The organism is Acinetobacter sp. CY73 (assembly GCF_059515865.1).
Window position 1 is genome coordinate 1 of sequence record NZ_JCAKMZ010000016.1, and the last position, 12,654, is coordinate 12,654.

Genomic DNA, 12,654 nt, shown 5'->3' on the forward strand with positions numbered 1-12,654 from the left:
TAACACTACGCCATAATCGTTCAATCATGACATTATCAACCCAACGACCTTTACCATCCATGCTGATTTGAATGTCATTTGATTTCAACACGTCAATAAATGCATCACTGGTAAATTGACTGCCTTGGTCTGTATTAAATATTTCAGGTGGGCCATATTTTTCAATCGCTTCATTTAAAGCCGCAATACAAAAATCCACCTCCATACTAATCGATACCCTATGCGCAAGTACCTTGCGGCTATGCCAATCAATCACAGCACATAAGTAGACGAAGCCTTTTGCCATAGGGATATACGTTATATCCGTTGACCACACTTGATTACTGCGCTGAATAGCCAATCCTTTGAGCAGATATGGATATTTACGGTGAGCTTGAGTAGCCTGGCTTAAATTTGGTTTACAATATAACGCCTGAATACCCATTTTCTTCATTAAAGTACTTGTATGACGTCGTCCTATATGATGCCCTTGACGATTCAACAAATCACGCATCATACGACTGCCTGCAAAAGGATATTGCATATGTAATTCATCAATACATCGCATCAGCTTCAAATCTGATGAGCTAACAGGTTTTGGGCGATAATAATAACAACCACGAGAGACCTTCAGTAACTTAGCTTGTTTAGATACTGAAATCTGAAGTGAGTGATCGATTAACTTTTGTGGTTGAAGCGGCCCAGTTTCTTCAACACACCTTCTAAAAAATCAATTTCTAATGCCTGCTCACCGATTTTTGCATGTAACTTTTTAAGATCAATGGGCGGTTCTGCTGGAGCTTTTGATTGATCGAAGGCTTGCGAGGAAGCTGAGATCAATTGATTTTTCCAGTCGATAATTTGGTTTTGATGAACATCAAATTCAGCACTCAATTCAGCAAGTGTTTTTTCTGCTTTAATCGCAGCAAGCGCTACCTTAGCTTTAAAGTCGTTTGAATGATTTCTTCTTGGTCTACGTGCCATAAAATACTCCATATATTGATGTTTATAACATCATTTGAGGAGCAGAATATCACTTATAGGAGTTGTTCAAATTTCCCGATCCATCTCTGGATGACAAATGCTCAGCCTGAGCCTTTGCATATTCATAAGGGTTGTGAACAATTTCATTGAGAATGCGAGCCTTTAAAGCTTTACGTGCATCATACTTTTTTGCACTCAATAATATATCTGCTGCTAGATGGTAACCTGCACGTTGAGCCAATAATAAACTGGCTGCACCCTCGAGGGATAAACCTAAGCTCACAAAAGGCATTTGAAATGTTGCAGTGTCATCGGCATAAACAAAATCAAAATGTAACAGCAGTGTATTCGCAACGCCAATACACGCACCACGCACAGCAGCAATACAGGGTTTAGAAAACTGAGCCAGAGCTTTAAGTAACATAAAAGGTGCTGTAGAACCTGCTTGACCTGCTTCTGGAAATTGAGCTAACTGTAAAAATGATTTCATATCATTTCCAGCGCCAAAATCCTGATCTAAACCACGCAAAATGAATACTCTCACTTCACTCGATTGGTCAGCTTCACAAACAGCTTCACGTAAATTAACGTACAGATCCATATTGAAAGCATTTTTAGCTTCGGGGCGATCAATCGCCAGTGTGAATACACCGTTCTCAAGTTGCGCATGTAGATGCGGATAAGGAGATTCAATCGATTTCAGCATTTTAAAATATCCTTATTTTAAATCGATGAGCATAATTAAATTTTATTTTGAATCATGGTGCACTATTTCGTAAGCTTTTCCTCAAGCTCACACTATTCTAAACACTTTGAAGGCGCATCAAAATTGCTTCAGCCTCTGCATAGTCCATGTACTTAGGTACAGCATACATGCCATGTGCTTCTGTAAATGCAGCTTCAATCATTTCAGGGAAATCTTGCGGTTGAATGCCTTGCACTTGTGTATTGATGTTTAAATCAATTAAAAGTGTTTTGATGCGCTGGATGAAGATATCTGTTGCTTCGAGATCACTCGGAGAAGTGGTTAAACCAATTTCACGTGCTAATTTAGCGAGGCGTTTTTCCGAGGCTTGGCGGTTAAACTCAAGCACATGAGGCAAAATGATCGCATTTGCACGCCCATGAGGTACGCCATATTTTGCGCCTAGTTGATGAGCCAGCGCATGTACGTAGCCGATAGCAGCTTTATTCATAGCAAGTCCAGCATAATGTGAACCTAAAGCCATTGCTTCCCGAGCAGCTAAATTTTTTCCATCTTTCCAAGCCAGGATTAAATTTTCTAAAATCAGTTTGGTTGCTGCTCGTGAGTAAAAATCAGTTTCTTGATTCGCAAACTCACTGACCCATGATTCAAGTGCATGTGTCAGTGCATCAATACCTGTATCTGCGGTAATGGCAGGAGGCATACCTTGCATAATAATGGGATCAAGTGCTGTTGCAAGTGGCACGACTTTGGGGTCGATCACTAAACTTTTCACATGCGTTCGATTGTCCGATAAAACGGCAGCAACAGTCACTTCAGAACCCGTCCCAGCAGTGGTTGGTATCACAAATAAGGGGAAGGCGGGTTTTCGAGCCTTCAATAGACCAACCAGTTGTTTGGGTGATCTGTTGTTCGCAGCGGCTAAAGCCAACACTTTCGACGTGTCTATGGTCGAACCACCACCCACAGCAAGTACACTATCAGATTTAGAGCTTTTAAAAAGCTGAATCCCTTTATCAACCACTTCAAAAGTCGGATCAGGTTTTACTTCGGAGAAAATGTTGACCTGAACACCTGCTTGTTCTAATTGACTTTGCAAAGGTTGAATGACACCAAGTTTGAGCAAGACTTCATCTGTCACAATCAGCACTTTTTTCATACCCAGTTGTTGGATGTTATTGCATAAATTTAAGGCTGAATTTGGTCCTGCAAATACCAACGGATGTGATACAGACAATATATATGTGAGTGCTTGAACGGCTTTCAATTGTGCTTTTGCTTTAATTATTGTAGATAATTTAGCCATTTATAATTAACTCAATCCATGAATTATATTTTAGTTATAGGTTAAATAATATGCATTCACATTGGCGAAGTGAATCAACTCCAATGACGTATTATGCCAGCTATCTTTTTGCACTTGAGAATTTATTTGATGCTTTTGATCGTTAAATTTTAAGTAAGTGAGCTGAACGCCTTTAAGCACGCACTTTAAAAAATTCCTTGTGATGTTTGGTTGATTAAGCCAATGGAATGGCGTTTTTTTATACTTGATTTATCTGAAGTTTGTGGTAGAAATTTATTATGGATGACAAATATACAAATAAATCCACCATTTTATCGAGATGATAGGGATGATCATTGCATGGAAGATTTAAATAACATCGGGCGCTCGGATGACTTGCCTACACACGTACATTATCTTTTACATTGGGCGCAGAAATCTCCAAATAGAGCGTTCTTAATTCAACCTTTACCCACAGGCGAAGTGATCAAATTCACATGGCAACAGGTTGCGGATGAAGTAAAGCGCATGGCGGCTTATTTGCAAACCATGAATTTACCTCAGCATAGTCAAATTGCGATTTTGGGTAAAAATAGTGCGCATTGGATCATGGCGGATTTAGCAATTTGGATGTCAGGTCATGTCTCTGTTCCGCTTTATACAACTTTGAATGCTGATGGTACTAAGTACGTGCTTGAGCACAGTGAAAGCAAAGTCCTTTTCATTGGCAAATTGGATGGTATTGGTGACAGTTGGAATGAAGTGAAAGGTATTCTTCCCAAAGACATGCCATGTATTCGATTACCACTTGCTCCTGATTATGATGCCATTACATGGGATGATGTGATTGCGCAAACACAGCCAACCACATCGCCTTATTTACCACAGGCTCAAGAGTTAGCTACCATTATTTATACGTCTGGCAGTACAGGATTACCAAAAGGTGTCATGCAAAGTTATGAGACCTTGTTGTCACCCGCATCTGAGTTAAAGGGAACTTTTGGGGTGACATCAGATGACCGTGCATTGTCTTATTTACCTTTAGCTCATGTTGCAGAACGCGTATTTATTCAATCATCCGTGATGATCTGTGGGTTTACCGTATATTTCGCAAATTCACTTGAAACGTTTATTGAAGATTTAAACCGAGCCAAACCCACCATTTTCTTCTCAGTGCCACGATTATGGACTAAGTTTTACTTAGGAATTAATGAAAAAATACCACCTAAAGTCCAAAATATCGTGTTTAAAATACCAGTTTTAGGTAATGCTTTTAAGAAAAAACTGCTGTCCAAACTGGGTCTTAACCATGTGCGATATGCGCTGACTGGGTCTGCACCTTTGCCAATCAATATCATTAAATGGTATCGAAGTTTAGGGCTTGAGCTACTTGAGGTTTATGGTATGACTGAAAACAGTGGCTATTCACATATTACCCGTTGGGGTGAATATTTAAGTGGATATGTGGGGCATGTGCAACCAGGCGTTGAATGCAAGATTGATGAAAATGGAGAGATCCTCGTCAAAAGTCCTGGCACGATGCTGGGGTACTATAAAAATCCTGAGAAGACCGCTGAAGATTTAACAGAAGATCGCTTTTTGCGAACAGGAGATATGGGAGAGATTGACTCAAGTGGTCGATTGAAAATCACAGGACGAGTTAAAGACATATTCAAAACCCAAAAAGGTAAATATGTCATGCCTGTACCGATTGAGCAGAAGATTGGTAATCATCAAATGATTGAATCTGTTTGTGTCGGAGGTGCCAGTCATAAGCAACCGATTGCATTTGTGATGTTGGCTGAAGAGATTCGTAATAAGCTTAAACAAGACAATAAGCGTGATGAAATTGAATCAGCACTTATTGCTCTTAAAAATCAGGTCAATGAAAAGTTAGAAGCGCATGAAAAGATCGGATTCATTGTGGTGATTATGGATTTATGGACCATGGACAATGACATGCTCACCCCGACGATGAAAATTAAGCGGAATAAGATCGAATCCAAATATGAACCATTGATTGAGTCTTGGGTAGCTCAAAATAAAGAAGTGGTTTGGGAGTCTTAATCACTTTAAATTTCAAAGGCCAATGTTTAAATCTATCGATCTATATATAAAAGCCCGTATTGATGTGGGCTTTTTTATGGCATCACGATTTTAAAGCATGATTATTTTTCTAAATGACGTGCACCTTCAAGAATCATTCGGATCATGATCATGGTCTGTTCAGCAATTTCTTTACGTTCTTCAGTCGGCATATTGATGACTTTTGCACCCATATTAAACACCAGTTGAGTGATGGCTTTGGCAGCAACTTCAGGATAAATCATTTTATTGTTATTTAACTTTTCCAATCGAACTAAATCATCTCGAAGCTCGAGTTGGAAATAATTGAGTTGTTTTTCAACAGCTTCTTTATAAGAAGCAGAGCCTGTATAACCTTCACGTAACAAAAGGCTCAGATAACCCTCATCGGCATCCAATTGTTCAATGAAAACCTCAACCGAGCTTCGAACAATACTGGATTTCTTTGAAGCTTTAAGTCGTGCTTGAAGCAAAATCTGACGTAGTACGGTAGCAGAGCGGTCAATCAGCTCGATCGCAAGCTCATCTATATCCTTAAAATGGCGATAAAAACTGTTGGGTGCAATTCCAGCTTCACGTGCAACTTCACGTAAACTTAAGGATGCGATACTTTTTTGTGGCCCGATTAATTTAAGTGCTGCTTGAAATAATTCATCTTTGGTAATCGTCGCTTTTCTTCCAACTGATCGAACTTGAGTGCGTTGTTCAGGCACTGGTCGTAATTCTTGAGTGATTTCAATATCTGTAAAAATGGAAGAATGACTCATAAATATCAAGCATATAGATTTATATCACCATTATAGCAACCTGCTCTGCATAGGGGAATGACAACTTATACAAAGCTTCACTATACAAATATATATACATCTGTATAATAATTATTAAACCGCAACAAAGTGAGTGGAAAATGCAAGCTGTAACAAATCGAAAAACCGTTATTGATTCTATAGTTGAATCAGTTTTTGATCGTCATGCTGCAAATTTCTGGTTGCAAAAGCTCAATCCACTTTGGTCGGTCAATCAATCTTTAGGAAAGATTGTTAGCAAACAAGTAAATGGTGCAGATACAGTTAGTTTAACCATTCAAACCAATAAAAACTTTAAGAAAGCGCAAGCAGGCCAGCATCATCCCGTGATCATTCAAAGCAATGGTCGCTTATATGAGCGTACATATAGCTTGACCCAAGTCGATGATCAGCATGTGTTATTAACAGCCAAAAAAGTCGCGGATGGTGTGGTAAGCAATTGGTTGGTGAATGATTCAAAAGTTGGAGACATGATTGAATTTGGTCTGCCGTATGGTGATATGACGATTCAAGCTGACGCTCAACCGCTTATCTTATTGGCAGCGGGAAGTGGGATTACCCCGATGTACAGTTTGCTCAAAGATCTATTGAAAACAGATTCAAATCGCTCAGTAATATTGATGTATTGGGTGAAAACTCAAGCAGATGTTGCGTTTAAAGCCGAGCTAGAGCAATGGGCTCAGCAACATAAAAATTTTGAATTAAAACTATTCTACACCCAAGCTGAACATGCCGATGAACGCATTAACAAACAACATGCAGCACAAATTGAACATTTAGCAACTGCGACTGTGTATGCCTGTGGACCTTCAGGTTTTGTTCATTCAGCTGAAGAAGTTTTTGCTCAGGCTGCAACCTTTAAAAGTGAAGCATTTAGTTTAACTCCGATCATTTCAGATGAGGTCGGGTTTATCAATGTCACGTTGACGCAGTCTCAAAAGACGATTTCGATTCCAAAAGGGCAATCGATTTTAGTGAGCTTGGAACAACAAAATATTAAACCGACACACGGTTGTCGTATGGGCATTTGTAATAAATGTGCATGTAATAAAGCGCAGGGTTCAACCAAAAACCTTGTGAATGGCGCTGAAAATAACGAGCCGGGGAATCTGCTTAAAATTTGCGTAAATTCAGCACAAACTGACCTGATTATTGATCTATAAGCGAGTACATTTATGAACATGCCAGTTCAATTACAGTATTTTAAAAATCCTAAAAACGGTGAGCTTACTGAGTCTCAGTTGAATGAACTTGCGCGTGAGCTCGATGCCATTAAACAAGAAGTGTTGGATGATATTGGTGAGAAAGATGCCAAATACATTAAACGTGTTTATGCCGCGATTCGTTATAGTTCAATTTTAGGTCGTGCATGCTTATTTGCAGGATGGTTCCCGCCAGCTTGGGTTCTAGGTACGGGATTACTGGGCTTTGCCAAAATCATGGAAAACATGGAATTAGGTCACAACGTCATGCACGGTCAATATGACTGGATGAACGATCCTAAGTTCAAAGGTACAACCTATGAGTGGGATATCGTAGGGACGGCAGCAGATTGGCGTCAAACGCACAACTACAAACATCATACCTATACCAATATTAAAGGTATGGATGATGACATCGGTTATGGCATTATCCGTTTGTTCCCAGAACAACGTTGGAAAAAAGGATATTTGTTGCAACCGCTTTATAGCATTCCATTTTGCTTATTATTCCAATGGGGTGTGGCGATTCAGAACCTTGAAATTGGTAAACGTCTAAAGGGACGTATGACCAAAGAAGAATTCCAAGAGCGTTTAACACCGATGAAAAAGAAAATCGGGAAGCAACTGTTTAAAGACTATGTATTCTTTCCTTTAATTGCGGGTCCTGCAGCACTGCCTGTGTTCTTAGGTAATTTGGCTGCCAATGGTATTCGAAATATTTGGACCTTTAGTATTATTTTCTGCGGTCACTTCACTAAAGATGTTGAAGTTTTTCCAAAGTCTGTATTAGAAAATGAATCTCGTGGTCATTGGTACATGCGTCAGATTCGTGGTTCATCGAACTTAACGGGCTCAGAAGCATTTCATATTCTAACGGGTCATTTGAGTCATCAAATTGAGCATCACTTATATCCAGATATTCCTGCACGTCGCTACCGTCAAATGGGTCCAAAAGTGAAAGCTGTTTGTGAAAAATATGGTTTGAACTATAACAATGCAAGCTTGGTGAAACAGTATGGTCAAGTGCTTGGGCGTATTGTGAAATATGCCTTTCCATTCAAAAAGTGAAAATCTGATTTTTCAGTTCAATCCTGACTTAAGCTGACCAAATAAAAAAGCCATTCATGTGAATGGCTTTTTTATTTGTTAGAGGAAAAAGATATCTGAATAATGATGGAGTGCTTATTTAAGCTGGATTGAGCCGTTCGCATTCACTGTGATTTTGGACTCGCCCGCAGCCATATTTTGCGAGTCAGCAGCTTCAGCACCTGAAAATTTTGCCATAGATGCACGCATCATGACAGGTTGAGGGTAACTATTATTGGTATTAAAGTTAAGTGAAACAAGGTTGTAGCTCGACTTATTCCAAGCTTGACTAAGAATCTGTGCACGTTGTTGGAAATTTTTAGAAGCTTCAGTCATCAGCTCATTTTCCACTTTCTTACGCTGTGCATCTGAAACCGTGAAATTGATTGATTGAGTTTGAAAGTTTTGCTGTAATTCACTGACCAATTGGCTTGCTGCTTTAAAGTCAGTGCTTTCGATATTAATTTCAGCACGACCGCGCCATTCTTTTAATTTTGTAGAATCATTGTCATAGACTGGATAAGTGGTTTGAGAGCCGGTTTCGACTTTGACTTGCGGATATTTTTTTGCAACGTTTAATGCTTGGTTCATCAACTGCGTGATTTGAGCAGACAATTCAGCAGGCTGTTTGTGACTTTTTTCAATAAATAAAACAGCATGCATTTCGTCGTTCGACACTTGGCGAGTGGCTTCAGCTTGGAAATTTAGAATATTATATTTCAGTGCATCATCTGCCATGCTTAAAGTGCTTGCACCCAATACCAATAATGCTGTTGCGAATTGTTTTATATTCATTTAGTTGCTCTTCTATCTGCCCCGAATTGATCATTTGATACTAATACGAATGTGTGTAGAAATAATGTTTTTTTTGGCAAGTATTATATCGCGCTGTAATTTCGTCTTTATTTCATACACATGGAATACTTTAAGACTTAGGTCGGGTTAATTCATTGAAGTTAATACGTTTTAATGGTGATATAAAATCTGAAGACAGTCATTTAAATTTTGATTGTTTTTTGAGTGGTATTGTGCTGATTGAAGCAAATACTCTGCTTTTAGAGGGCGTCGAATAGTCTAAAGATGGATTAAATTTATAGCTTTAAAGTTGTTATAATGAATGATCAAAATAAAAAAATATTAATTATTATAAGGTTATAAGATTTTAATTTTGATCAATAATAGCTTAAGACTATTGTTATAAATAAAATAAGTATTGGCATATCCTTTCAGTTTTTCTCATCCTAGCTCACATCAGAGATGACTCTATCTCTAAAAGATTTTGAAGCTTATTGGATTGGCTTTTCTATAAAGCTGATCAGTACAGCTTCAATTCCATCGTCACATGAAGTTGAAGGAAGTCTTGATGTCTAATTCTGCTGTGGTTGAATCAGTTGCACAAGCGTTACGTACTGCTGAATTAACACAAACTGCGATCTCTCCAATCCGTCCTGCGTTGGGCGGTGAAGCTGCGAACGTCGATATTGCATACGCTGTTCAAGAAGTGAATACAGCACGTGCATTAACAGAAGGTCGTCGTTTAGTGGGTCGTAAAATTGGTTTGACCTCTAAAGTTGTTCAAGCACAGCTTGGCGTAGATCAACCTGACTTCGGTATGCTCTTTGCTGATATGGCATATGGCGATGGTGAAGCAATTCCAGCGGGTCTTTTAATCCAACCTAAAGTTGAAGCTGAAATTGCATTGGTCATCAATCAAGATTTAACCAAAGAAAAACATACATTTGCAGACATCATTAGTGCGACTGAATACGCACTTCCTGCAATTGAAGTTGTAGATAGCCGTATCGAAAACTGGAAAATCAGTTTGATCGATACCGTTGCTGACAATGCTTCTTCTGCTGCTTTTGTTTTGGGTTCTAAACCTGTAAAACTCGACAACCTTGATCTTGTCAATTGCAAAATGATCATGACACGTGATGAAGAAGTCGTGTCTCAAGGTGTAGGTAAAGCATGTTTGGCAAACCCTTTAAATGCTGCTGTTTGGTTGGCAGATGAGATGGTTCGTCGTGGTCGTCCATTGTTGGCAGGTGACATTATTTTAACGGGTGCTTTAGGTCCAATGGTTGTTGCTCAACCAGGTGCTGAATTTAAAGTTGAAATCGAAGGTTTCGGTTCTGTGACAGCTGCGTTCGCTGCTGAATAAGGGAAGACGAGAGAGTACATTCATGAAAAAGATTAAATGTGCAATGATCGGTCCGGGTAACATCGGTACTGATTTGCTTTACAAGTTACAACGTAGCGAATGGTTAGAGCCAGTCTGGATGGTGGGGATTGACCCAACGTCTGAAGGTCTTGCTCGCGCGGCAAAAATGGGTTTGAAAACCACTGCGGAAGGTGTTGATGGTCTTCTTCCTCACGTGATTGCAGATGACATTAAAATTGCATTTGATGCAACCTCTGCATATGTACATGCTGAAAACAGCCGCAAGTTAAATGAACTTGGCGTGCTCATGATTGATTTAACACCTGCTGCAATTGGTCCATTCTGCGTACCGCCAGTAAACTTAGAAGCTTTACTTGCCGCTGGCGAAGTGCCAAACGTCAACATGGTCACCTGTGGCGGTCAAGCAACAATTCCTATGGTTGCCGCGGTATCTCGTGTTCAACCTGTTGAATATGGCGAGATCATTGCTACGGTATCGACTAAATCAGTCGGTCCAGGTACGCGTAAAAACATCGACGAATTCACACGTACCACTGCAGGTGCAATTGAGAAAGTCGGCGGCGCGAAACAAGGCAAAGCAATCATCATCATCAACCCTGCTGAGCCACCACTGATGATGCGTGACACAGTGCATTGTTTAGTTGAAGGTGAGCCAGATCAAGCTGCGATCACTGAATCTGTACATGCGATGATTAAAGAAGTTCAAAAATACGTTCCAGGTTACAAACTTGTCAATGGTCCTGTATTTGATGGCAACCGTGTGTCAATTTACTTAGAAGTTGAAGGTTTGGGCGATTTCCTACCGAAATACGCAGGTAACCTTGACATTATGACTGCTGCTGCTGCACGTACTGCAGAAATGTTTGCAGAACACGTATTTAATAAAGACGCTTAAGGAGCAATCACATGTCTAAGATTATTGTTCATGATATGACTTTGCGTGATGGTATGCACCCACAGCGCCATCAAACCACTGTTGAGCAAATGATTGCAATTTCAACAGCACTTGATGATGCAGGCGTACCTTTAATCGAAGTTACACATGGTGACGGCCTTGGCGGTTCATCAGTCAACTACGGTTTTGCTGCCGCAACTGATGAAGAGTACTTAACTGCTGTTGTGCCACGTATGAAGAATGCCAAAGTTTCTGCATTACTTCTCCCTGGGATCGGTACGGTTGACCATTTAAAAATGGCGCATGAAATTGGTGTGTCTACCATTCGTGTGGCAACACATTGTACAGAAGCGGATTGCTCTGAACAGCACATCACGGCTGCTCGTAAGTTAGATATGGATACAGTGGGCTTCTTAATGTTGGCTCACATGGCATCTCCTGAAAAATTGCTTGAAGAAGCTCAGAAGATGGTTGCTTACGGTGCAAACTGTATCTATGTAACTGACTCTGCGGGTTACATGTTGCCACAAGACGTGAAAGACCGTGTGGGTCACTTACGTCAACACTTAGATTCAAGCATTGAGCTTGGTTTCCACGGTCACCACAACTTAGGTATGGGTGTTGCAAACACTGTCGCTGCTGTTGAAGCGGGTGCGATCCGTGTTGACTTAGCATCTGCTGGTTTGGGTGCTGGTGCAGGTAATACACCGCTTGAATTGTTCATCGCTGTTGCTAATCGTATGGGTATGGACACTGGCGTTGACTTGTTCAAAGTACAAGACGTTGCGGAAGACTTGGTGATTCCAATGATGCTAAACCCAATTCGTGCTGACCGTGATGCAGCGACATTAGGTTATGCAGGTGTTTATTCATCATTCTTGTTGTTTGCGAAACGCGCAGAAGCGAAATATGGCGTATCTGCTCGTGAAATCTTAATGGAATTGGGTCGTCGTGGTACTGTTGGCGGTCAAGAAGACATGATCGAAGATTTAGCTTTGACTATGTCTAAAGCACGCGAATCACAAGCTTAATTGTAGATTAAGTTTTGATGCAAAAAAGCACCCAATCGGGTGCTTTTTTATTTTGGATTTGATGTGAATTTTCAGATTCGGTATGAGATTCATAGTTTTAGATATACATAAAAACGCTGTCTTAAATCTTAGAAACGATTACTGATTCTGTAAATGATTATGGCTCTCAAAGTGATTCAAACATAAAAACACTTAAACAAGCTGATCTATATTTAATATTGATTTTTAAATTAGATAAGTATTTGAAAATTAGTAAATATTTTTAAGTTTTTAGATTTTCAAACCAAATAAAATAAGCCAAAAAAACAATTAATTAAAATCAGCTTTATTCATTGAATGATTTCTAAGTGGAATTTTTAAGACTGTGGTCTGATTTTTTTCGTTTCTTATTTTAAGCAATATGCAGACCTAAG

10 protein-coding genes and 1 pseudogene are annotated in these 12,654 nt (G+C 39.6%); 6 read left to right on the top strand and 5 right to left on the bottom strand.

Annotation, left to right across the window (positions count from 1 at the left end):
• The 3 genes and pseudogenes from AC5YD2_RS08975 to AC5YD2_RS08985 all read right to left on the bottom strand — a co-directional run.
• Window positions 1-975 (bottom strand): annotated as a pseudogene (locus AC5YD2_RS08975) (IS3 family transposase); the annotation flags it as partial.
• Window positions 976-1,012: 37 nt separating this feature from the next.
• Entirely contained in the window at window positions 1,013-1,669 is a 657-nt protein-coding gene (locus tag AC5YD2_RS08980) for an enoyl-CoA hydratase-related protein (RefSeq protein ID WP_496126003.1), read from the bottom strand.
• A 97-nt stretch (window positions 1,670-1,766) separates the two neighbouring features.
• On the bottom strand, window positions 1,767-2,975 hold the full coding sequence (locus tag AC5YD2_RS08985) for an iron-containing alcohol dehydrogenase (RefSeq protein WP_496126004.1): 1,209 nt from the start codon (window positions 2,973-2,975) through the stop codon (window positions 1,767-1,769).
• A gap of 339 nt (window positions 2,976-3,314) precedes the next feature.
• Between AC5YD2_RS08985 and AC5YD2_RS08990 the strand changes: the two genes are divergently transcribed.
• A complete protein-coding gene (locus AC5YD2_RS08990) occupies window positions 3,315-5,021 on the top strand; it encodes an AMP-binding protein (protein ID WP_496126005.1) in 1,707 nt (568 codons plus the stop codon).
• 101 nt (window positions 5,022-5,122) lie between these two features.
• Here the strand turns inward: AC5YD2_RS08990 and fabR are convergent, their stop codons facing one another.
• The gene (fabR, locus tag AC5YD2_RS08995) at window positions 5,123-5,806 is read right to left on the bottom strand and encodes an HTH-type transcriptional repressor FabR (protein WP_496126006.1); all 684 of its coding nucleotides are present in this window, start codon (window positions 5,804-5,806) and stop codon (window positions 5,123-5,125) included.
• A 140-nt stretch (window positions 5,807-5,946) separates the two neighbouring features.
• On the opposite strand from fabR, the gene AC5YD2_RS09000 reads away from it, so the two are divergent.
• Both AC5YD2_RS09000 and AC5YD2_RS09005 read left to right on the top strand, forming a co-directional pair.
• Entirely contained in the window at window positions 5,947-7,008 is a 1,062-nt protein-coding gene (locus tag AC5YD2_RS09000; RefSeq protein WP_496126007.1) for a ferredoxin reductase, read from the top strand.
• A 12-nt stretch (window positions 7,009-7,020) separates the two neighbouring features.
• Window positions 7,021-8,115, top strand: coding sequence for a fatty acid desaturase family protein (locus tag AC5YD2_RS09005; protein WP_496126008.1), 1,095 nt, complete (start codon window positions 7,021-7,023; stop codon window positions 8,113-8,115).
• A 114-nt stretch (window positions 8,116-8,229) separates the two neighbouring features.
• On the opposite strand, the gene AC5YD2_RS09010 is transcribed toward AC5YD2_RS09005, so the two are convergent.
• Window positions 8,230-8,928 (bottom strand): SIMPL domain-containing protein, encoded by a 699-nt coding sequence (locus AC5YD2_RS09010; protein ID WP_496126009.1) that lies wholly within the window; start codon window positions 8,926-8,928, stop codon window positions 8,230-8,232.
• A 568-nt stretch (window positions 8,929-9,496) separates the two neighbouring features.
• Here AC5YD2_RS09010 and AC5YD2_RS09015 point away from each other — a divergent pair.
• The 3 genes from AC5YD2_RS09015 to dmpG are packed head-to-tail and all read left to right on the top strand — an operon-like array spanning window position 9,497 to window position 12,241.
• Window positions 9,497-10,294: a fumarylacetoacetate hydrolase family protein gene (locus tag AC5YD2_RS09015; RefSeq protein WP_496126010.1), complete on the top strand. Its 798-nt coding sequence runs from the start codon at window positions 9,497-9,499 to the stop codon at window positions 10,292-10,294.
• Between the two features lie 22 nt (window positions 10,295-10,316).
• Window positions 10,317-11,210 carry an acetaldehyde dehydrogenase (acetylating) gene (locus AC5YD2_RS09020; RefSeq protein WP_496126011.1) on the top strand — a complete coding sequence of 298 codons (894 nt, stop codon included), beginning with the start codon at window positions 10,317-10,319 and terminating at the stop codon, window positions 11,208-11,210.
• Between the two features lie 11 nt (window positions 11,211-11,221).
• Window positions 11,222-12,241, top strand: a complete 1,020-nt coding sequence (gene dmpG / locus AC5YD2_RS09025; protein ID WP_496126012.1) for a 4-hydroxy-2-oxovalerate aldolase — start codon at window positions 11,222-11,224, stop codon at window positions 12,239-12,241.
• Window positions 12,242-12,654 lie beyond the last annotated feature (413 nt).

Excerpts from the sequence above, each read along its gene's own strand:
- AC5YD2_RS09010 (WP_496126009.1), bottom strand. The coding sequence starts at position 8,928 with ATGAATATAAAACAATTCGCAACAGCATTATTGGTATTGGGTGCAAGC.
- AC5YD2_RS08990 (WP_496126005.1), top strand. The coding sequence starts at position 3,315 with ATGGAAGATTTAAATAACATCGGGCGCTCGGATGACTTGCCTACACAC.
- AC5YD2_RS08985 (WP_496126004.1), bottom strand. The coding sequence starts at position 2,975 with ATGGCTAAATTATCTACAATAATTAAAGCAAAAGCACAATTGAAAGCC.
- AC5YD2_RS09020 (WP_496126011.1), top strand. The coding sequence starts at position 10,317 with ATGAAAAAGATTAAATGTGCAATGATCGGTCCGGGTAACATCGGTACT.
- dmpG (WP_496126012.1), top strand. The coding sequence starts at position 11,222 with ATGTCTAAGATTATTGTTCATGATATGACTTTGCGTGATGGTATGCAC.
- AC5YD2_RS09015 (WP_496126010.1), top strand. The coding sequence starts at position 9,497 with ATGTCTAATTCTGCTGTGGTTGAATCAGTTGCACAAGCGTTACGTACT.
- AC5YD2_RS09005 (WP_496126008.1), top strand. The coding sequence starts at position 7,021 with ATGAACATGCCAGTTCAATTACAGTATTTTAAAAATCCTAAAAACGGT.
- fabR (WP_496126006.1), bottom strand. The coding sequence starts at position 5,806 with ATGAGTCATTCTTCCATTTTTACAGATATTGAAATCACTCAAGAATTA.
- AC5YD2_RS08980 (WP_496126003.1), bottom strand. The coding sequence starts at position 1,669 with ATGCTGAAATCGATTGAATCTCCTTATCCGCATCTACATGCGCAACTT.
- AC5YD2_RS09000 (WP_496126007.1), top strand. The coding sequence starts at position 5,947 with ATGCAAGCTGTAACAAATCGAAAAACCGTTATTGATTCTATAGTTGAA.